Genomic DNA, 21,203 nt, shown 5'->3' with positions numbered 1-21,203 from the left:
ATCCTGCTCGATTATGTCCAGGAAGGGGATTAATGTACGTGTGTCTGTTGGATTCGAAAATAAACTGTAGGCAAGGGCATATTGACCTTCAGTCGCAACTTGTACGTTATATCCTGCTTTCAATTGCCCATTCTTCATATAGTCATCTTTCATTCGCATGAACGTCGCATCATGATCCGTTTTCGAATAGCTGTTTCTTCTGCCGAATATCTCGAAATCCTTCTGGTACTTCAGTTTTCGCACGATGAAATCGATGAGTTTTTTGCGTGCCTGCTTTGGAAATTTCCGTTCACTTCTCAATACTTTTCGCTCTTTTGAGTCAAAAGTTTCTTCAATTTTTTGATCATACTCAGAAATCACTTCGTCCACTTTTTGAACCAATTGAGCGAGTTCTTCCGGTGATAATTCTTCTCCGCTTTCCCGTTCGATTTCTGGCATAATTTCTTTTTCAAGTAGTTCATTATAAAGCTGATTGGACTTTTCAACTAAACTCTGGTGAAATTTATCGACAGATTTCTTCCATACGAACGTAAATTTATTCGCATTCGCTTCGATTTTAGTGCCGTCAATAAAAATCGCTTCTTGATCAATCCTATTTTCTTGCACAAGCTGGCAACGGAATTGGACAAAACATTGGCGAATGAGATCCTTCACTTCTGATTGGACACGGAATCGATTGATTGTGCGGTAGCTAGGTTCATGCCCTTGAGCCAGCCACATCATTCGGATACTGTCTTTCAATAGGGCTTCAATTTTACGCCCTGAAAAGGCAGATTGCGTGTAGCCGCATAAAATAATTTTAAGCATCATGCGTGGGTGGTAGGCAGGACAACCCTCATTTCGAAGAAATGGTTCGAATGCTTCAGAAGGGATACTTTCAACCAAATGATGGATATGGAAGGCGATATCATTTTTTTGTAATTTCACTTCTAAATCTAAAGGCAAAACGAGTTGATTCATGTTATAATCTTTAAACATAAGGATCCTTCTTTCTGATAAGGTTTTGTGTAGTGACTTTATTTTATCAGAAGTGGGTCCTTATTTTTATTCAAATATTAATCAAAGCCGGTGAACTTTTACTCGTCGTAAAAGTTCACCGGCTTTTTCAATTAGAGGTGGGTTTTGTCCCAGCCTCTTCGTATAATTAATCTACAGTGTAGTTCTTATGGGAAACAACGGTTAAATTGGAAGCTACGCCAATTCGGTCGGCGTCATCTTCTGAAATCTTTACAATGACCGAGTTCTCGAGTATTTTATGAATCGTTCCATTTACTCTATGGTCATTGCGGACGAAGGAAATCTCTTCGTCGATATGACGCGCAGCGACAAAATCTGAAACAGGTTTTTCCTTACGTGAAAAAGTCAATCGAATCACTCCTACCGTTCATTCTCATCATCTTTCAAAATGAAAAAAATGCTTAGGCCTGTCCTAAGCAATCAAAAGCATGATGGAAAACAACTGGTTGTAACCGATCCCTATCAAGTTGTCTATTGATAGTATACCACAAATTGTCGAACTTCGCTGAAAGTAGAATTGCAACATAAGTTTCAGAAAAATAATAAGAATCTCTTGACTTTTAAAATTGGTCCTCCTATACTGTACAACAAGATGAAAAACTGAATCACCCATACTCTTATCAAGAGCGGCGGAGGGACTAGGCCCTGCGATGCCCGGCAACCAGCAAGTGACGAACTTGCAAAGGTGCTACTTCCTACAGATTCGTGCAAACGGTCTGAAAGATAAGGGGAGGAATAAGCGAAAGCGTAACCCTCTTCTTAGCGAAAGGGGTTATTTTTTTATTCCAAAAACCCCCAACGCCTCCGCATTGCACATTATTTGTTGCATTTTCATCTTACACTAATACTTTGGAGGTAATACACATGACTGCAAACAACTCTCTTCAACCGGAAACACTTCTTCTACATGGCGGCCAAAAGCCAGATCCAATTACAGGATCAAGAGCCGTACCAATCCATCGGACGACTTCGTTCGTTTTCCGCGATACTGAACATGCACAAAACTTATTTGGCCTGCAAGAAGCGGGCAATATTTACACTCGAATCACGAATCCGACTGTAGCGGTATTTGAAGAACGCATTGCGCTACTTGAAGGAGGTACAGCTGCGGTCGCACTATCTTCTGGCATGGCGGCAATCGCGTTTTCGATTTTAAACATTGCGGGCGCTGGCGATGAAATCGTAGCGGCAAGCAATCTATACGGCGGAACATATAATTTATTCGCAGTGACGCTGCCGCGCTATGGCATCAATGTGAAGTTCGTCGACGCTACGAATCCTGAAAACTTTAAAGCCGCAATTACAGATAAGACAAAGGCTTTATTTGCTGAAACAATCGGAAATCCAAGCTTACACGTTTTAGATATCGAAGCGGTGGCGGAGATTGCTCATGCGCATGATATACCGTTGCTCATTGATAATACTTTTGCTTCACCTTATGGCTGCAATCCGATTGAATTCGGGGCCGATGTAGTGATCCATTCCGCCACAAAATGGATTGGCGGTCACGGCACGACAATTGGCGGCATCGTAGTCGATGCGGGCAAATTTGATTGGACGAAAGGGAAATTCCCTTTGTTTACAGAGCCGGACGAAACATATCATGGTCTTCGCTATGGCGTCGACACGGCGGCAGCAGCTTTTGCTATGAAGCTTCGCGTCCAATTATTGCGTGATTTTGGTCCTTGCTTGGACCCAGATAGCGCGTTCAATTTCCTCCAAGGTTTGGAGACACTTCATCTCCGAGTGGTGAGACATAATGAAAATGCTCAGAAAGTTGCCGCTTTCCTACAGTCCCATCCATCTGTTGAGTGGGTAACTTACACAGGTTTGGAAGACCACCCTTCACATGAGCATGCTAAGAAGTATTTGAAAAACGGCTTCGGTTCCATTATTGTTTTCGGCATTAAAGGTGGACGTGAAGCGGGGCGTAAGGTGATTGACAATATCGAGATTTGGTCGCATGTCGCCAACGTCGGTGATGCCAAGTCATTGATCATTCACCCTGCATCCACTACACATCAGCAATTGTCTGCTGAAGACTTGGAAAACTCCGGTGTAACCGAAGAGTTGATTCGCTTGTCTGTCGGTCTCGAGTCGCCTGAAGATATCATTGCAGACTTGCAACAAGCGATTGAAAAAGCAGCGCCGGTTACAGTTCAATAGGTTCATAAGTAGTTGCAGGGGACAGTCCAATGCTTCGCTTATGATGCAATAGCATCTTGTTTAGAATTGCAACATAGTGAACTAAAGTAAATGCCCCCTGCGCTTTTGAAAGGAGGTGGATGGAATGCCGTCATTCAAAGCAGCGATCTTAGGTTTTGGCACTGTCGGTGAAGGTGTGTATAGAATTTTACAAGAGAAGCGTGAAGAAATAAGAGAAAATACAGGTTTCACGGTTGATGTCGTCACCATCCTTGTGAAAGATAAGACGAAAAAACGCAAGCCGATTAGTGGTGTGAAAATTACCGATAATATTCGAGATATCTTAGACGATCCGGAAATAGACGTTGTGTTCGAAGCAATTGTCGGGGAAGAGCCTGCTTACACATATTTATCAGATGCGATAGAAAAAGGCTGCCATATTATAACGGCCAATAAAAAAATGTTTGCTAAACACGGTCCAGCTCTATTGAAACATGCAGAGTTCCGTAATGTGCAAGTTGGTTTTGAAGCGACAACGGCAGGCGGTGTCCCGGTCATTCGGACGGTTAGCAATCTATTGGCCGGTGACCGCATAAAACGGATTCAAGGAATCTTAAATGGTACTTCGAATTTCATTTTGACGAAAATGCGTGAAGAGGGATCGCCATTTAAAAAAGCGCTATTGGATGCTCAGAAAAACGGCTTTGCGGAAGCGGATCCATCCGATGATGTGGACGGCACAGATGCATTCCGTAAGCTGATGATCCTAAGCTCTCTATCTTTCGGTCAACAACCAGATTGGGAAGACGTCCCGGTGGTAGGGATCGAGCATATTCAACCAATTGATGTGATAGATGCTTCAAAAGGCGATCTTCGATATCGTCACGTTGCAGATATATGGATAGATGACAACGACAAGCTGTTAGGTACGGTAGGACCTGTCTTAATTGGAGCGAATCATCCGCTTTTCAGTATAGACGGTGTCGACAATGCAATCATTATAGAAACAGAATATCTTGGACAGCTGACTTTAGTCGGTCCTGGCGCCGGCATGTATCCTACAGGCAGCGCAATGGTTGCTGATTTGCTTCATATCATTCGCCAGCAAGAAGTGGTGATGGTGACAAATTAATCAAAAGGAGGAGGGGATAGTACCCCGTCCTCCTTTTTACATGAGTTCAATTGTCTCTTATGCTTTTTTCTTTGGCCTTTCGCCTTGCAATGCTTTGATCAAAGAAATGATCATGAGCAACATGATGAAAGAGAATGGCAAAGCAGCAATAATGATCGTATTTTGCAATGCTGTTAGTCCATTCACAGACAGCAAGATGACTGCAATGGCTGATTGGATGACACCCCATGTGATTTTTACGCTATTTGATGGTGTCAATGAACCATACGTTGACTGCATGCCTAATACAAATGTCGCCGAGTCTGCGGATGTTATGAAAAAGCATGCAATTAACAGAACTGCGAAAAGAGAAACGATAAATGATATTGGCATTGTATGGAACATCTCAAAGATCGTCAATTCGGTAGATGCTTTTGCTAAGTCCGCAAGTCCTTCTTTTTGAGCGTTAATGGCAGTCGTTCCGAATGCGGAAAACCAGATGGCACTTAAAAGAGTTGGTGCTAACATGACAACGGCCATAAATTCCCGAATTGTTCTGCCCTTCGAAACGCGAGCAATGAACATACTGACGAATGGCGCCCATGAAATCCACCAAGCCCAATAGAAAATCGTCCACGTATCCATCCACTCGCGATGCGAAGCATTTAAAGGAGCTGTACGGAAACTCATTGATACTAAATTGGATAGATAGCCGCCAAGAGAGTCAGTAAAAATATTAAAAATGAGCAATGTTGGACCAAGGATCAAGACAAACCCTAATAATGCAAGCGCGAGTATTAAGTTTGCGTTTGATAAATATTTGATTCCTTTACTGAGCCCCGACCATGCAGACATGATGAACAGAACAGTCACAACAGCGATGATAATCAGTTGTGTAGTGAAGCCAATTGTAAAGCCGAAAAGATAATTCAGCCCTGCGTTAATTTGAACAGCACCGAAGCCGAGAGAAGTGGCAACGCCAAAAGCTGTTGCAAAAACGGCAAGTACATCGATGAGGACGCCCCAAGGCCCCTTCATTTTTTTACCGAAAATCGGCTTCAATGTTGCTGAAATTAACCCCGGTTCTCCTTTACGGAATTGGAAATACGCAAGCGACAAAGCGACAATACCGTACATGGCCCATACATGAAAGCCCCAATGGAAAAAGGAATACCGCATCGCTTCTTTAAAAGCGGCATCTGTATTAGGTTCTTCTGTTGCGGGATTGATCGCGTAGTGAGATAGCGGTTCAGCAGCCCCATAAAAGACTAGACCAATTCCCATTCCGGCAGAAAAGAGCATGGCAATCCAAGTAATCGTTGAAAACGACGGACGGTCAGAATCTTTTCCTAAACGAATCTTGCCGTATGGGCTGAAAATGAAGAAAATGCTCAATACAAGCAAGAAAGATAGCAGAAGCATATAATACCATCCGAATGTGGATGAGACGAATGATTTGATGGCTGTTGTGACGGTTTCAAAGCGATCTGAATCGGCAACCCCAAATCCGACCGCCAATATAATCAGGCCGATTGTTATATAAAATACATTTGATATTTTTCGCATGTTTCCCCCTATGAAAAATGGATTTTTGAAACGACTATCTACTATACCAATCATGCAGCGGGAAAGCAAAAGGAGTAATCGTGCAATAACGAATACAATAATGCGCTTTATTTTTTTATAAAGCGTGAATAAACTGCTTCATGAAAGTGTTCAAAGGTCTTACAGTTAGGATCTATTTATTGGGAATCTATGTCGAATTGAATAAAAAAATTGTGTCTTTTTGCCTACGGGATATTATTGCTTTCAGTTTACCCGCAAAGGCTTTTTTTAATCCTACTTGTTGTCCACAATATTATCTTTATTTTAGGGAATTCCGCCAATCGATTCAGTCTTCATCTTTAATATCCCGATCAGGCGGGAGCGGTTCATTTAAATATTCTTCCATTTGTTTTTTTAACGTTTCGAGTTGTTTAAAATAAGTATCGAATTGGCTTCGATTGATGACAAATTGCTCGCCGTCATGCACTGATCGAATACGACCTTCCCACACATATTTTCTCACCTGTTCTACAGGCATTCCTAAATATTCTGCTGTTTCTTCAATTGTCATATACATACCAAAAACCTCCTGTAATCCTTTTCATTATAATCGACTATTGGCATTGTACATAGAACTGAAGTTTTAGGGCACTGTAAGTATAAAAATGGAGGAGAACAACATGAACGAAGATGCTCATGTAGATCATGGGAAAGCAATTTTGATGAAAGCAGTCTTAACATTTGCTGTTCTTTGGATTGTATTAACTGCATTTTATGGCGTCGCTTTTTGGCATACAACTATAATAGGGATCGCCTTATTAATCATTTCTTATATAGGTGATATGATGATTATGCCGAGAATCGGCAATATGGCCGCGACGATCGGCGACCTATTATTAGGCTTTGTAGTGCTTTGGGCAGGTTTACACCTGTTTGGGTATACAAATTCATTAGGAGAAGCGTTCCTAACGGGGGCGATTCTTGCTGTTGGAGAATACTTTCTTCATTCTTGGCTATTGCGGACACAATTCGGCAATACGTATGTATAAGAAAAACCTGTCAATTCCTTTAGGGAAGAGACAGGTTTTTCTCTTTTCTTGTTGCCTATTATAGAAGCTTACCGATTAGGCAATAATAAATTATGCAATGAAAGCATCGGATATGGGGAGGAAAAACGATTGCCATTAAACTTAACTCAGAAATTGATTCAATCACATTTACTGTCCGGAGATATGAAACCTGGGCAAGAAATTGGGTTGAAAATCGATCAAACATTAACACAAGATGCAACTGGAACGATGGTGATGTTGGAATTAGAGGCAATGGGGGTCAAGCGGGCTAAAACTGAAGCGTCTGCTCAATATGTCGATCATAATGTCATTCAAGTCGATAATAAAAACGCGGATGATCATCTCTTCTTATTAAGTGCAACACGCCGTTTCGGTTTGTATTACAGTCAGCCAGGTAATGGAGTGAGCCATCCTGTTCATATGCAACGGCTCGCAAAGCCCGGAAAAACATTATTAGGTTCAGATTCTCACACTTGCGCAAATGGCTGCATGGGCATGCTTGCGATGGGTGCAGGTGGGTTGGATGTTGCACTAGCGATTGCGGGAGAGCCGATCTATATTAAAATGCCAAAAGTTTGGGGCGTCAAATTGACAGGTGAATTACCTGCATGGGTCAGCGCGAAAGATGTCGTTTTGGAGATGCTTCGCCGTCACGATGTCAAAGGAGGCGTTGGAAAAATAATTGAGTATTACGGACCCGGCCTTGATCAGCTAAGCGCGATGGACCGCCACGTTATTGCGAATATGGGGGCAGAATTGGGTGCAACGACAAGCGTTTTCCCATCTGACGGTGAAATTCGAAGATTTTTGGAACAGCAAGGACGTGCAGATGATTGGGTTGAGTTAGTGGCAGACGAAGGCGCTACCTATGATCTATATGAGGAAATCAATTTATCGGAATTAGAGCCGCTCATCGCAAAGCCTTCCAGTCCGGGTAATGTCGTACCTGTTTCCGAAGTGGCAGGAACGCCGATCTATCAATCATATGTCGGGTCATCGGCCAATCCTGGTTTCCGGGATTTTGCGATTGTAGCTAAAATCGTAGATGGAAAGAAAGCGAAGGAAGGGGTTTCATTCGACATCAACCCGACTTCCAGGCAGTTGCTTACGGACTTAGTGAAAGAGAGTCATGTGGCGAGCCTTCTTCAAGCGGGGGCAAGATTGCATCAGGCGGGCTGCAACGGCTGCATCGGAATGGGGCAAGCACCGGCTACCGGGCGAAACAGTCTACGTACGACACCAAGGAATTTTCCGGGACGTTCGGGAACCTTGGAAGACAGCGTTTACTTATGTAGTCCGGAAACAGCTGCTGCATCTGTTCTCACAGGAGTCATTACGGATCCGAGAACATTAGATATGCCCTATCCGAAAGTAGAGGAACCAAAAAATCCAACCATCGACAATAAACTGCTGCTGGAACCTTTGCCGTTAGAGGAGGCTCAAAAAGTGGAATTGCATAAAGGGCCAAACATAGCGCTCATTCCTGAAATGGATGAATTAGTAGATGAAATGAGGCTGCCCGTGTTGTTAAAAATGGGCGATAATATTTCTACAGATGAAATTTTGGCCGGTGGCGCACGGGTGCTTCCTTTCCGAAGCAATCTTCCCGAAATAAGCAAATTCACTTTTGAAATAATTGATCGCACCTATTACTCGAGAGCGATGGCGAGCACGGGGAATGGCGGTCATGCCATCATTGGAGGCAGCAACTATGGGCAAGGTTCAAGCCGCGAACATGCAGCATTGGCTCCCCGTTATTTAGGGCTGCGCGTAGCCCTAACGAAAGATTTTGCACGCATTCATTGGCAGAACTTAGTAAATTTCGGCATTCTTCCATTGACGTTCGTTAATGCCGAGGATTATGACGAATTGAAACAAGGAGATGTTTTATTGCTGACAAATGTTCGAGAGTCCATTAAAAAGTCATCCGAGTTTTTGATCTCGGTTGAAGGAAGCAATAAAAAGATAGCGGTTAAGCATACTTTATCCAAAAGGCAAGTCGAAGTGATGTTAAAGGGTGGCATGATTAACTGGGCAAAAGAAAGGCATGCACAAATACAGTAAGGAGGAATTCTTATGATTGATCGTGAAAATACATGCAGAGCATGCGAAGGAACAGGAATGCTATCAGATGATGAAGGCTGGCAATATGCTTGCAGCGTTTGCCATGGAAACGGCGTCCTTTTGGTGACTTCACAATTAAGGCCAGAAGTGTCTGTGAAAGATGTAGACCAAAACAATCGATTATTAGATTAAACAACAAAACAGAGAACGGCATGGATAGCTGTTCTCTGTTTTTTTTATTTAAATTAGCTTTTCGAAATTAAGCCTTTTATTTAAAGCGGCCATTACAGGAATGCCGACAGCCATGACAACGAATTCCCCGACAGCAACAAACAGCCATGTAATCCAAAATGGGAAGCCTAAAGCGATGTTCAGCTCCAATGCGATGAGAACCATCGTGAACGTGAATACGACTGTATTGAATAGCATTCGCTTGTAAACCCCTTCAATAAATTTTGCGGAGAGGATTGTAATGCTAAGTGCCAATACGGATTGTCCAACGCCAAATACAAGATCAATCGGCCCTAATTCGGAAAAGAGCAAGTTCGAGACAAACACACCCAAAACAATTCCGAAAATATATTTCTTATTGAAGACGACGAGATGATTAAACATCTCCGACAGCCTGAATTGGACATTCGTAAATCCAAAAGGTGCTATCAATAGGGTAACAGCAACATATAAAGCAGCAATAATACCACTCGTTGCCATTGTTTTAACTTTCATATTTCATTTCTCCTTAGTTTTTTATCGTGGGATGGTTACGAACCACGTGGCAAAAGCCTGCCCTATAGTATATCATCCATGCCATACAAAATAAATACGTTCTTTTACCAATACTGATTCTGTCTTCCGTAATACGGGTATACTATCGCAAAAGAGAGTGAGAGGAGGGTATTACTATGCGAAAAAGCTGGTCTGTTTTCACGACGGATCTGAAAAATATAAGTAAAAACTACGTTGCCGCAATTTTGATCGGCGGGCTTATTTTTTTACCCTCTTTGTACGCGTGGCTTAATATTTATGCTTCTTGGGATCCGTACGGAAGAACGAGGCAGTTACCGGTTGCCGTTGTAAATGAAGATGTAGGAGCGAATGTTCGCGGTGAAGACATCGAAGCAGGGAAGCAGTTAGTTGATACGTTGCAGGACAATCACGATATGAAGTGGATCTTTACTTCCCGGCAAAAGGCTATGGAAGAAATTGAAAATGGAAATTACTTTGCAGTGATGATCATTCCGCATGATTTCTCTGAAAAGTTAGGGTCTGTCGTCTCAGATCATCCACAAAAAGCTAAAATTGAGTACTATGTAAATGAAAAAATTAACTCCATAGCGCCTAAAATTACGCAAAAAGGGGCAAGTGTCATTGTCGAGAGGGTGAGTAGCCAATTTATCGCTACTGTCAATGGTGTCATATTTGATTTGTTCAATAGACTTGGCATCGAATTGGCACAAGATATGCCGGATATTGAGAAATTCGAGAACTATGTGTTTGACCTTGAAACGCAGCTGCCGGAAATACATAGGCTATTAAAAAGTGCGACAGCGGATGCCAATTCAGCTCAGAAGTTGATTACAAAAGCAGAAAACATGGCGCCTTCCGCAAATAAAACAATTAGTGAAGGCTTGGCGACAATTAATAAGACGTATGATTTTCTTACAAAAGCAGAAAACAGATTGAACGAGATGGCGCCTAAAGTGAAATCGGACTTAGAAAAAGCATCATCCATCGCAAAGGAAACGAATGCCTTTTTGCAAAAAGCAGCAAATCTCCACTTGGATTTCACAGAGATAGACCGGGTTAAGGGACAGATGGATTCTAAAATGACTGAGGCAATTCAGGCTGTCGAAAAGGTGGAAGCTGATTTACAGTGGCTGAAGGAGGTATCCAATGAAAAAGGTGAAGAACCGACGGATGCAACTGCTGGCCGCCAACAACGTTTGCAAGAAGCCATTGATAGGACAGCAGGGCTGCAGGCTTTATTGCACGAGGCGCAAAACAATGCCCGCTCATTGAATGGATTAGTAGAAGGCAAGCAGGACGAGCTGCGTCAAACATTGACTGACTTACAAGACTTAACGAAAAATACGTCCGTCCGTTTGGATGCATTTATTGCAGAGTATGAAAATACAATCGAGCCGACAGTTCTAACGGAAACGGCGAATGCAAAGAAGACATTGCAAAGCGCGAAGTCAATGCTAACGACAATCCAGTCGACGATGCCGGAAGTGGAGCGCGTCCTGAAAAGCACATCAAAAGATATCGAGGAAGGAAAAGGATTGGCTGTTAAAGCATTAAACGAATATCCTTTCTTAGCCGATAAAATCCGAACGCTTGCCGACCGGATTAGGAAAGTGCAAGGAGAAACAGATATAAACGAAATCATCGATTTGCTGAGAAATGATCCACAAGCAGAACGCAGTTTTTTTGAAGAGCCCATTTTGTTGAATGAAAACAAATTGTTCCCAATCGAGAACTACGGTACCGGCATGACACCTTTCTATACAGTTCTGTCCATTTGGGTAGGTTGTCTGCTGTTGATCTCTTTATTGGCTACTGATGTGGAGAGAGATGAAGATTTAACGGTCCGCCAGATTTACGGTGGAAGGCTGTTGACCTTTTTGACGATTGGGCTACTGCAAACGATTATTGTTACGTTAGGGGATTTATTCATCTTAGGAATTGACGTAAAAAATCCAGTCTATTTCGTACTGTTTGGATTGTTGATTAGCGTAGCATTCATGCTAATCGTTTATACGTTAGTATCGCTGTTTGGCGACGTCGGAAAAGCATTGGCGATTATTATGCTCGTCCTACAAATTGCAGGGTCTGGAGGCACATATCCTGTCGTTCTCTTGCCTGAATTCTTCCAGTGGATCAACCCTGCTTTGCCGTTTACTTACGCCGTCGACCTCATGAGAGAAGCGGTGGGAGGCATCGTATGGCATAGGGTAACAAAGGATATGATTTTTCTAATTACAACAGCTGCCGGATTCCTTATTATCGGCTTATTCCTAAAAAAAATTGTGAACCGAAAGACGCATCAGATGTTGAAAAAGTCGAGGGAATCCGGGTTGTTTCATTGATGGCAACTACAACGGAATTTTTCCGAATGGATGAATGGATTGACATTGAAGAAGTAGTGCAATAACGTAAACGTATGCATGGAAGGTAGGAGGAATTTTAGAATGAATAACGAAATAAGAGAACAAATTAGGATCAGTGTACCAATCGAGAAATTATGGGAATATGTTTCAACTGCAGAAGGGATTGGCGCTTGGTTCATGCCGAATGATATGAAGCCAGTAGAAGGAAAAGAATTTATCCTTCAAGCCGGACCTTGGGGCAACTCACCATGCAAAGTAACAGAAGTTGTACAGCCAACACGCCTTTCTTTTGATTGGGGCAAGGATTGGTATGTTACATTTGATTTGAAGGAAGCTGGCAATGAAACCGAATTGACATTCATCCACGGCGGGTGGAAAGAAGGCGGCCAGACAGAGTTCGGAGAATCGCATGATATTGTAAAGCCCCGCATGGCAGAAGGCTGGAAAGGTTTATTGCAAAAGCTAAAAAAGATTGTAGAAGAACAATGAGTAGTGAGGCGAGGAAACGAAGTTATGTTTCTTCGCCTTTTAATTTTATTCACGGCTATGTAATTCTTGGATAGAATTACTTGAAGGAGTTATGCGCCAATCATGAACGGACACTCAATAAAAAAGAAATTTTTAGTTATTCACAATGATCATTGGAATCTCCCATACCTTTCTTCTAAAAACATGCTATATTCATTGTAATAAGGGGAGGGGATTTCTTTGTCACAGCGTATTGCATATTTGTTTGTCCTGTTAGGAGCAATGCTATGGGGGACAACGGGAACCGCGCAAACATTCATGCCGCAAACAGTTCATCCGTTAGCTGTTGGTGCATCACGGCTTGCGGTCGGCGGCTTCACTTTGCTTATCATTATGCTCATTCTCCGGAAAATCGACTTTCGAAATTGGCCATGGAAAGCGACAATTCTGTCTGCTTTAGCGATGGCGATTTTCCAATATTGCTTTTTTACTTCTATCCGTTTGACGGGCATCGCAATCGGAACGGTTGTAGCAATAGGCAGCGCGCCAATGTTTTCCGGATTTATTGAATGGCTTATGCTCAAACGGCGTCCTACCAAAATATGGCTCATCGCAACATCTCTCGCCATTATTGGATGTGTATTATTATTTTCGAATAAAGAAGGAATGATTGTCAATCCAGCAGGCGTCACTTTGTCACTTTGTGCAGGACTTTTATTTGCCTTTTACACGTTATTCAATAAGGAAGTATTAAAAAAAGCGGACGCCATCCCTTCCGTCGCGGTTATTTTCTCGGTGAGCGCCATTATGCTTTTGCCGTTTTTATTTCTATTCGAAACGGAAGGCTTGCTCACAGTTCCTGGTATTTCTACAATGATTTACTTAGGCATCGCAGCGACAAGCGTAGCATACATTTTGTTTTCAAGCGGGTTGCGGCACATCCCTTCATCATCAGCAGTCACGCTTTCACTTGCCGAGCCGCTGACGGCATCAATCTTAAGCGTCATCATCGTCGGGGAACGGCTGGATCTCGTTTCATGGACCGGAGTACTCTTGCTGTTAGGCGGAATTGTCGTGCTGACATTTAGCGGAAGAAAAGAAAAGGCTGCCGTTGCGTAGGCAGCCTGTACTACTGTGTATACATTTCCTTAAAAGTAAAGCGGTGCAACACAGCGTAATTGCCTCGTATTACAACGTAAACGGGCCGCAACGCAATATAGCTCGCTCACATCACAACGTAGCATTGTTACAAAACAATGTTGGCGTAGCTACTAAAAAGTATAACTCATAAAATGAAAAACAAGCGCATAATCACTACCCAACAACGCATAAAGCAAATTCAAAAGGCATAATTCCAAGCAAGTACCTCATAAATAGCTCCAACAACGCATAAATTCCTTTAAAACACGAATAATTCGCTTCAAGTTGCGAATAAATCCCGCTAATGCCCAATAAAACCTATTTCGCCTTCACATTCACATATAGCTTCGTAGCAAAAAAGCTCACAACAATAAGCAAAGTGGCGAATAGGCCACCTTCCAGCCCGAATGCACCGCCCGTCAATACATCATTCCCGCTTTCAATTGAAACATTGTAAATTCCATGCGGAGAAATGCCGCTCACTGCGAATCCGAAAACATTCCCTTGAAAGTAGTTCCACGTTATATGATAGCCGATCGGCAGCCATAAGCTTTTCGTCACATCAAACATATAAGCGAACAAAATCCCGACCAATGCGATATTCACTAATCCTAAGACAGAGACGTTCGGATTTGCACCGTGCATTAAGCTGAAAACAAGCGCAGATACTACGTAAATTACCCATTTTGGATTTCTGCGGCTTTCCATTGTTGACATGACATAACCCCTGAAGAACATTTCTTCAAAAAAGCCAACGAGGATGAATAAAAGAAGAAACGTTAAAGTGTAAATGGAAAACTCAGGTTTGCTTAAAGGATTTAGTAGAGCGATATTCCCTGTTGCCAATAACATAAGGAAAATGATGAAAATTGATAGCGCACCAAGGAAGAGGCCGAAGCCGAAATCTTTAAGCGAACCCCGAAATCCTAACTCTTTTAATGTTCCTTTATTGACGAATCGCCATAATAACACGGTCGCAAGCATTCCTCCGACTGTCCCACCGCCTTGTGTCATTAGAAAAACCCAAGGGTGCCTATCAAAAGCAGCATTTAGGTCTATCATGTAGTTGCCGTCTTGAAAAGGAAAATCAATCAATGTCAGCACAACGCTCCCTGGCACCGCGAAGATTTGTTGGGCAATGAACATTGAGACAAAGGCTAACAAAATCAACCATCCCGCGCGCACTTGATTCGCTTCGTTTTTGAACAAATAAATCCCTCCATTTGTAGTTAAAATATGCTTGGGGCGATGATTAATAGAATGAAGTTTATCTCATTTAGAAACTACACTATCGAAGGCTATACAGTAGTAAGCTACAGGACTAACACCCGGTCGCCGCTCCCATGCATTGTTACAATCCGAATCAAATCCTTCATACAAATGTGTTGATGCGCAATTGGTTAGACGGGCTCACTTTTCTTATATTGCCAATTAAAAATAAAAATACAAATTCCATAATCAAGGCACTACTATTTACTACAATTATTAAAAGAGTCCATCCGTCTCCGAACATATTCGCTGAAAATGACTGAAGAGCAAAGCCCATGAGATGGATTGCAAAATAGAATTTGAAAGCTCTATCTGTACGTTTTTGCAATGCCTGATCTCCAAATACCTTTGCAATATCGGTCAGCAAGATGAATAAATAAAAAACGACAATCAGTTTCAAAATTGATAGGAGAATCGCATAAACATTCCAACCATCAGAAATCGCAGGATCCATCAGATTGACAAATACGGACGGAACTGTCACAAACATGCCGATCAATCCGACGGTATTTGCTTTTTTGGCCATGGGATAACCGTCAACAATTTTAGAACAGCCCGCGAAAATAAGGTAGTAGCCAATCGGATCCATGAATAGGTCAATAAATACATGCAACTGGAAAAATATGAACAAGTATCCCCAAAAGATTTGGCGTAATGCTTTATTCAACGGAAACCCCCCCCAGCCTTTTGTGCAATGATTCGGTTTACATCTTCCTGCGACAAATTCAAATAAAAAGATGGCTCATTATAATGGTTATAAGATATAAATGGCTTTCCCTCGTCCGTTGTTCCTGCAAGACGAACATAAAAAGAGTAAAGAAAGTTGTAATTGGGGCTTTCAGGAATCATTTCAATGCGAATCCGCTTGTCTTTACCAACCTCAAAAGGAAATTCAAGTTCATCAAAAGGCTTCTCCAATTGATTGCTGTAACCTTTAATTGAAAAAATAAACTGATCCATAATTTGTTCACTAAAAGGAGATGTGATTTCTTGGATTTTCAATGGTTCGGTAGCTTTAAATGCATATTGTACCCTTCCCATGCTGTTTCCCCCACCGGAAACCTGCTCCAAAGTCAATTGGTCATCTTTCTCAAACCTTCCTTCAGGATGAATAACCAATTCTCCGATAGAAGCGGTCGACGATCTACCATCCGAATAAAATACGGCAATTTCATTAAATGACTTTGTTTCAAATCCCTCTTCAAAATTTCGCAATTCAAACGTTATGCTTCTCAACTCATGGTGTCTGAATGTATCAACAGGGGCAGGTTTGTCACCTATGATGAAAAAGTCACTTTGAGGAAAGCCTTCTACATCACCGGCTCGAATGTAATTGACAGATGAACGGTCATCCTTATTCGTTACATAATACAAAGTAATCTGGTCTCCAATTGCTGTTTCAATATAATGATCAAGAAAAATAGGTTCCTCCAATTGTTTGGACTTTGCATAGTTCAAATTGATTGCCCAACTGATGGCAATTAAGCAGAGCATCGTCCAGAAAAAACGCTCTTTCAACACAATCTCCCTTTCCATTCCTTACTATTATTTTCATTGTCTCAAATGGGGAAGGGGATTGCACCATTGTTTTAAGAATAAAGGGAATTTTGCATAGAACAAGCTACGATAATAGCTGCATTCCCATATATAGAGCGATGCCCCAAATAATGAGCGCAGAGATTTGATTGAATCTCCTCAAAAGTGATCCATCCGTATCGATTTGTCCTAATTTCTTTCCCGCAATGGCGAGAGCAAAGAACCATATCCAAGAAACCCCGATGCAAGAAAATGTAAAAATCCCTCTCTCATGACCTGTATAGACTAATGAGTTCGTGCCAATGACGCCGATCGTGTCCAAAATGGCATGAGGATTTAACAAGGAGACGGAGGCGGCAAATGCAATCTGTCTTTTTGGTGAGAAGGGGTTGGATTTCTGATGAATCTTTGCTTCAGTTGCGTCTCTCCATATAAGCCATCCCATATAAAATAAAAATAGAAAACCTACTACAAATAGCAAAGTCTGTAGCCACTCAAAAGTTAAAATGATGAGTGATACTCCTCCAACCGCTAACGAAATGAGAATTGTGTCGCAAATCCCCGCCGTTATGACAGCGGGCAAAGCATAAGAGAATTTTTTATGCGTCGCCCCTTGATTAAAAATAAAAACATTTTGCACGCCTAAAGGTAAAATCAACCCAAAAGCGAGCACGATTCCATGAAGTAATGCTTCCACAGCTTTTCCTCCCGACATTTGTTTTTAGCATAAGGGGAATTCATCTATTTGTCTCCAACTAATTAGGTAGATGTGAAACGAACCTTTCCTTTCATAACTTGTTGATAACTTTAAACCGTGTTAGAATGTTCAGAATGAAATAAGCAAAAATAGGGAGGAAATATGGGTTACATAGAGGATTTAAGAGCAGTTGTCGGTCATAGGCCGTTAATATTTGTAGGAGCAGTTACAATTATTGTCGATGAAAAAGGTCGGCTGTTATTGCAGCAACGAAAGTTTCCGCATGGTGCTTGGGGAATCACTGGCGGACTCATGGAGTTAGGGGAGTCTACTGAAGACGTAGCAAGGCGGGAGATTCTTGAGGAGACGGGATTGCAGGTTGATGAATTGAAATTAATTAATGTCTATTCAGGTCCGGAACATTACATTAAAGCAGAAAATGGCGATGAATTTTATGTCGTAACGGTTGCTTATTTTACAGAAGGGTTTCGAGGGGAGCTAATAATCGATAAAACAGAATCGCTTAACTTCGAATTCTTTTACCCCGACGAGCTGCCGGAAACTATCGTAAAAAGCCATAGAGTCATTTTAAACGAGTTTTTAGCAAATCATTATTGGAATAAGGTTGAATTAAAACCTTAAATAAGAAAAGCAGGCGCTTGATATGCGGAAGATATGAATTCATGTAGAAAACAAGCGCCGGAAGAAATACGCTATTGGAGAGATTACATGCTTAATTTTACATACATAGAAACTGCACAACCTCTTGTTAGTTCAGGTTCAACCGTCAATTATGGTGATGTAGCTAGTACTTTCGGTTTGCTATTTTTTTTCGCTATTCTGTTGATTTTTATCATCCGTATAGTTAGAAAGAAAAGGACGGATAAGTAAAAAAATGAACGTCTCATATTTTAATCTTTTAATCTCTTGACCATTAATTCTGCTATTTGCTTCGAACTTGGATTGCCTTCATTTCGCAATCCATTAATAATATTGCGGGTATCCGTTTCATTTCGGTTCTGGCTTAATTTATAGGCAGCTTGAATATCTCTAATTTTAATTTTGAAACCAATAATTCCTTGAAGTTCCTTTTCCAACAGCTCAGGGGAAAGCGTATCCCATAATATCGGATTTTCACGATGCTTCTCGTATTTTTCCAATAGCTTCGTTAAGTCCTCTATTAATTCATCTCTCTCTAAGATGGTTGCCTCCCCGTATAGATGGACCGCTTCATAATTCCACGTCGGAACATTTTCATGTGAGTACCACGAGGAGGAGATATAAGCATTTGCCCCTTGAAACATAACGAGTGCATCCCCACAAGTTTCAAACGTTCTCCACTGTGGATTTCCGTATGCCATATGTCCGGTAATATAATAGTCTTCGTCTTTTTTGGTGACCGCCAAAGGTAGGTGAGTGGCGATTGGCTTCCCCTTTTTTGTCGTCACAAGCGTACCAAAAGAGTTCTTTTGAATAAAATCAATAATTTCCTCTACATCTGTCACTCGGAAATAGTTCGGGATATACATAGAAATCCTCCTTTTATGACAATGTTTTAACCATAATTAAATCAATTTGCTCCTCATCGCCCATATAAAAAGAATGAGAACCAGTCTGGACGAACCCAATTTTCCTATAAAAACGAATGGCTTTCTCATTCTTTTCCCAAACACCGAGCCAAATCTGATTTTTTCGCTTTGCTTTTGCGATTTCAACTGCCTTGTTTATTAATACCGTGCCAAGCCCAAGCCTATGAAATTCTTTCCTCACGTAAATTCTTTCCACTTCAAGTGCTTCAGCACCCATTTTCTCAGATTGAGCGTCATCTGTATTCACTTTTAAATATCCCGCGAGCTTATCATTGAAATAGAGGAAAAAGAACTTTGAAAAGGTGTTGGATAATTCTTCTGAAAGCTTCTGTAGGGTAAACGCTTTTTCCAAATAAGCCTTCATATTTTCAGCTGAATTTTGATCTTTGAATGTTTCATTGAAGGTTTCAATACTAATTGTTTGAAGTGCTTGCAAATCTTCTAATTTGCATCTCGTTATGTTGATTGTCATTGGTTTGCCCCCTCTAATACTCTCTTTTGTTACCTTTCTTCACAAACTCCCAATCAACTTCTACATTCTTTCTAACTCTTTGCAACAGATGAAAGATCGTCTCCATTTCTTCCTCGGAAAAGCCGGATAACGCAACGTTATTTGAATGATCATTTTCCCTTTTAATAATAGGAAATACGTTTTTTCCTTTTTCTGTCGGGAAAAGCTTTTTTATTTTTTTATTATGCTCATCATCCTTCTTTTCAATAAAACCTTTCATTTCAAGTTTTTTGATAGCTCGTGCAGCTGTCGTCCGGTCCACTTTTATCATTTCAGCTACCTTTTCCTGAATGATTCCTGGGTTTTCACATATGCGTACAAGATACAAATACTGACCTTTTGTAAGATCATAATCCTTAAATTCTATATTGCTTATAGAATCTAGCGCTCTTGCAATCATCCCAATTTCACGAAGTATTTCCTTCATAGCAACCTCCTTAATTTATTGTTGCAATTGCAATAAAACCGTTATACATTTAATGTAGCTTATTTTAGTTGTATTTACAACATTATTTGGAATGAAGAAAGGACGAAGATATATGAAAGTGGAAAAAATAATAACAGATCATGATTTGCAAAAAGCATTTCATATTAGAAAAGAAGTGTTTGTTAAAGAGCAAGGTGTACCCCTTGAGGATGAGTTTGATGAATTTGACGTACTATCAAACCGCTGTGATCACTTATTGGCCTATTTTAATGACGAGCCGGTAGGGACGGGAAGGATAAAAATTCTCGAAGGCTATGGCAAATTAGAGAGGATTTGTATCGTAAAACCTTATCGTAAATTTGGCATCGGGAAAGTAATGATCACTGCATTGGAAGAAATAGCGAAAGAAAAGGGAATGCTTCGGGTTATATTACACGGACAAACACAGGCAGAAGGGTTTTATCAAAAACTTGGTTATGAAACTGCTTCAGAAATATTTATGGAAGACGGAATCCCGCACGTTTTAATGTCGAAGGATCTATTAAGTAATGACGAAGAAGCGAAATAAAGTAAAGTTAGCATTCTATGTATTGGGCATTATACTATTATCCCTTGGTGTTTCTCTTACAATACATTCAGACATTGGAACGTCGCCTTTTGATGCACTTTTAGTAGGATTGTCCATCAATATTGGCTTAACTGTAGGTAGTTGGTAATAATCATCGCATTACTATTGATCTGCTGTAATTCCATTTTACAAAAGCAGAGATTAGAAATTTTAGGATTGGCAACTGCATTTATTACGGGGATTGGTATAGATGCCTATCTATTTTTATTGAATAATTGGTCTGCACCTGAACTTTGGTACAGCAAGGCTGCTTGTTTCGGAACCGGCCTAATCATTATTGGGATAGGAACTGCAACCTATTTGCAAACGAATTTTGCACCCATTCCAATTGACCGGTTAACATTAATCATCCAAAAATTAACTAAGAAAACACTGTTTTTTTCAAGAACGCTCATATACGTCGTATTTTTAGCATTAGCTGTACTATTCAATGGCCCGATTGGCATTGGAACATTATTATCCGTTTGTTTAGGAGGGCTACTACTTAATACGTTCATGCCGCTTACTAAGAAGATAGTAGATAATTTCATAGCAGATGATTAAAAAACTGTATAGATGTTTATACAGTTTTTCAAATAGCAAAATAGAGCTTACTGCATAAACATTGAACTAACCAACTGCGTTCTTATAAAACAGTATCTTATTGAATGCTTTTTACTAATATACCGTAAAATGCTATAATGAATTGACATAATATTTAGATATTTATACTCGGACATACTAATAGGAGGGAGCAAATGAGTAGAGACAACGAAACGCCGGAACAAAGCCCAGTGGTAATAAGTCAAGGACCAAAATCGAGTGAATTGGAAATTTAATTGTATTAGTTTCTGATATCCATGTTTTTTAGGTATGGCAAATAAACCTCGCATTTTC

At 40.9% G+C, this 21,203-nt stretch carries 22 protein-coding genes, 1 pseudogene and 2 riboswitches; of the genes and pseudogenes, 11 read left to right on the top strand and 12 right to left on the bottom strand.

Annotated elements, in window-relative coordinates; translation table 11 throughout:
• Together WFH04_RS16365 and WFH04_RS16360 are read right to left on the bottom strand one after the other, a co-directional pair.
• The coding region (locus WFH04_RS16365) for a transposase (RefSeq protein ID WP_336825129.1) at positions 1–978 on the bottom strand (978 nt) is incomplete at its 3' end.
• A 166-nt stretch (positions 979–1,144) separates the two neighbouring features.
• Positions 1,145–1,375: a DUF2187 family protein gene (locus WFH04_RS16360; RefSeq protein WP_336825128.1), complete on the bottom strand. Its 231-nt coding sequence runs from the start codon at positions 1,373–1,375 to the stop codon at positions 1,145–1,147.
• 256 nt (positions 1,376–1,631) lie between these two features.
• Positions 1,632–1,747, top strand: a riboswitch (SAM riboswitch).
• 134 nt (positions 1,748–1,881) lie between these two features.
• Between WFH04_RS16360 and WFH04_RS16355 the strand changes: the two genes are divergently transcribed.
• Positions 1,882–3,183, top strand: a complete 1,302-nt coding sequence (locus WFH04_RS16355) for an O-acetylhomoserine aminocarboxypropyltransferase/cysteine synthase family protein (protein WP_336825127.1) — start codon at positions 1,882–1,884, stop codon at positions 3,181–3,183.
• A 124-nt stretch (positions 3,184–3,307) separates the two neighbouring features.
• The gene (locus WFH04_RS16350; protein ID WP_336825126.1) at positions 3,308–4,294 is read left to right on the top strand and encodes a homoserine dehydrogenase; all 987 of its coding nucleotides are present in this window, start codon (positions 3,308–3,310) and stop codon (positions 4,292–4,294) included.
• Between the two features lie 57 nt (positions 4,295–4,351).
• Here the strand turns inward: WFH04_RS16350 and WFH04_RS16345 are convergent, their stop codons facing one another.
• On the bottom strand, positions 4,352–5,839 hold the full coding sequence (locus tag WFH04_RS16345) for a glycine betaine uptake BCCT transporter (protein WP_336825125.1): 1,488 nt from the start codon (positions 5,837–5,839) through the stop codon (positions 4,352–4,354).
• Between the two features lie 325 nt (positions 5,840–6,164).
• Positions 6,165–6,395 (bottom strand): excisionase family DNA-binding protein, encoded by a 231-nt coding sequence (locus WFH04_RS16340; RefSeq protein WP_336825124.1) that lies wholly within the window; start codon positions 6,393–6,395, stop codon positions 6,165–6,167.
• 103 nt (positions 6,396–6,498) lie between these two features.
• Here WFH04_RS16340 and WFH04_RS16335 point away from each other — a divergent pair, with 103 nt between their 5' ends.
• From WFH04_RS16335 to WFH04_RS16325, 3 genes are all read left to right on the top strand, one after another.
• Positions 6,499–6,867, top strand: a complete 369-nt coding sequence (locus WFH04_RS16335) for a DUF2512 family protein (protein ID WP_336825123.1) — start codon at positions 6,499–6,501, stop codon at positions 6,865–6,867.
• Between the two features lie 129 nt (positions 6,868–6,996).
• Positions 6,997–8,952, top strand: a complete 1,956-nt coding sequence (locus tag WFH04_RS16330) for an aconitate hydratase (protein ID WP_336825122.1) — start codon at positions 6,997–6,999, stop codon at positions 8,950–8,952.
• Between the two features lie 12 nt (positions 8,953–8,964).
• Positions 8,965–9,144: a hypothetical protein gene (locus WFH04_RS16325; protein ID WP_336825121.1), complete on the top strand. Its 180-nt coding sequence runs from the start codon at positions 8,965–8,967 to the stop codon at positions 9,142–9,144.
• 48 nt (positions 9,145–9,192) lie between these two features.
• On the opposite strand, the gene WFH04_RS16320 is transcribed toward WFH04_RS16325, so the two are convergent.
• Entirely contained in the window at positions 9,193–9,678 is a 486-nt protein-coding gene (locus WFH04_RS16320) for a QueT transporter family protein (RefSeq protein WP_336825120.1), read from the bottom strand.
• Between the two features lie 7 nt (positions 9,679–9,685).
• Positions 9,686–9,730, bottom strand: a riboswitch (PreQ1 riboswitch).
• Between the two features lie 124 nt (positions 9,731–9,854).
• Between WFH04_RS16320 and WFH04_RS16315 the strand changes: the two genes are divergently transcribed.
• The 3 genes from WFH04_RS16315 to WFH04_RS16305 all read left to right on the top strand — a co-directional run bounded on the left by WFH04_RS16315 (position 9,855) and on the right by WFH04_RS16305 (position 13,649).
• The gene (locus WFH04_RS16315) at positions 9,855–12,041 is read left to right on the top strand and encodes a YhgE/Pip family protein (protein WP_336825119.1); all 2,187 of its coding nucleotides are present in this window, start codon (positions 9,855–9,857) and stop codon (positions 12,039–12,041) included.
• Positions 12,042–12,143: 102 nt separating this feature from the next.
• Positions 12,144–12,551, top strand: coding sequence for an SRPBCC family protein (locus WFH04_RS16310; RefSeq protein ID WP_336825118.1), 408 nt, complete (start codon positions 12,144–12,146; stop codon positions 12,549–12,551).
• A gap of 219 nt (positions 12,552–12,770) precedes the next feature.
• Positions 12,771–13,649 (top strand): DMT family transporter, encoded by an 879-nt coding sequence (locus WFH04_RS16305; RefSeq protein WP_336825117.1) that lies wholly within the window; start codon positions 12,771–12,773, stop codon positions 13,647–13,649.
• Positions 13,650–13,988: 339 nt separating this feature from the next.
• On the opposite strand, the gene WFH04_RS16300 is transcribed toward WFH04_RS16305, so the two are convergent.
• The 4 genes from WFH04_RS16300 to WFH04_RS16285 all read right to left on the bottom strand — a co-directional run bounded on the left by WFH04_RS16300 (position 13,989) and on the right by WFH04_RS16285 (position 17,172).
• Positions 13,989–14,879: a CPBP family intramembrane glutamic endopeptidase gene (locus WFH04_RS16300; protein ID WP_336825116.1), complete on the bottom strand. Its 891-nt coding sequence runs from the start codon at positions 14,877–14,879 to the stop codon at positions 13,989–13,991.
• Between the two features lie 163 nt (positions 14,880–15,042).
• The gene (locus WFH04_RS16295; RefSeq protein ID WP_336825115.1) at positions 15,043–15,606 is read right to left on the bottom strand and encodes a hypothetical protein; all 564 of its coding nucleotides are present in this window, start codon (positions 15,604–15,606) and stop codon (positions 15,043–15,045) included.
• Positions 15,603–16,457 carry a hypothetical protein gene (locus tag WFH04_RS16290; RefSeq protein WP_336825114.1) on the bottom strand — a complete coding sequence of 285 codons (855 nt, stop codon included), beginning with the start codon at positions 16,455–16,457 and terminating at the stop codon, positions 15,603–15,605. Before WFH04_RS16290 ends, WFH04_RS16295 begins: the two co-directional genes overlap by 4 nt.
• 103 nt (positions 16,458–16,560) lie before the next feature.
• Positions 16,561–17,172: a LysE/ArgO family amino acid transporter gene (locus WFH04_RS16285; protein ID WP_336825113.1), complete on the bottom strand. Its 612-nt coding sequence runs from the start codon at positions 17,170–17,172 to the stop codon at positions 16,561–16,563.
• A 162-nt stretch (positions 17,173–17,334) separates the two neighbouring features.
• Here WFH04_RS16285 and WFH04_RS16280 point away from each other — a divergent pair, with 162 nt between their 5' ends.
• Entirely contained in the window at positions 17,335–17,814 is a 480-nt protein-coding gene (locus WFH04_RS16280) for an NUDIX hydrolase (RefSeq protein ID WP_336825112.1), read from the top strand.
• 269 nt (positions 17,815–18,083) lie between these two features.
• Here the strand turns inward: WFH04_RS16280 and WFH04_RS16275 are convergent, their stop codons facing one another.
• Genes WFH04_RS16275 through WFH04_RS16265 form a run of 3 tightly spaced genes read right to left on the bottom strand, consistent with a single transcriptional unit; the run spans position 18,084 to position 19,699 of the window.
• Positions 18,084–18,701, bottom strand: coding sequence for an FMN-binding negative transcriptional regulator (locus WFH04_RS16275; protein ID WP_336825111.1), 618 nt, complete (start codon positions 18,699–18,701; stop codon positions 18,084–18,086).
• 13 nt (positions 18,702–18,714) lie between these two features.
• Complete coding sequence (gene paiA / locus WFH04_RS16270; protein WP_336825110.1) at positions 18,715–19,233, bottom strand: spermidine/spermine N(1)-acetyltransferase; 519 nt, start codon at positions 19,231–19,233, stop codon at positions 18,715–18,717.
• 13 nt (positions 19,234–19,246) lie between these two features.
• Positions 19,247–19,699 carry a MarR family winged helix-turn-helix transcriptional regulator gene (locus WFH04_RS16265; RefSeq protein ID WP_336825109.1) on the bottom strand — a complete coding sequence of 151 codons (453 nt, stop codon included), beginning with the start codon at positions 19,697–19,699 and terminating at the stop codon, positions 19,247–19,249.
• Positions 19,700–19,811: 112 nt separating this feature from the next.
• Here WFH04_RS16265 and WFH04_RS16260 point away from each other — a divergent pair, with 112 nt between their 5' ends.
• Positions 19,812–20,267: a GNAT family N-acetyltransferase gene (locus WFH04_RS16260; RefSeq protein WP_336825108.1), complete on the top strand. Its 456-nt coding sequence runs from the start codon at positions 19,812–19,814 to the stop codon at positions 20,265–20,267.
• Positions 20,248–20,870 (top strand): annotated as a pseudogene (locus tag WFH04_RS16255) (YczE/YyaS/YitT family protein). The gene WFH04_RS16260 and the pseudogene WFH04_RS16255 overlap by 20 nt, the downstream one beginning before the upstream one ends.
• The last annotated feature ends 333 nt before the right edge of the window (positions 20,871–21,203 follow it).

Source organism: Sporosarcina sp. USHLN248 (genome assembly GCF_037144575.1).
GTDB lineage: Bacteria > Bacillota > Bacilli > Bacillales_A > Planococcaceae > Sporosarcina > Sporosarcina contaminans.
This window is presented reverse-complemented; position numbering and strand designations above follow the sequence as displayed.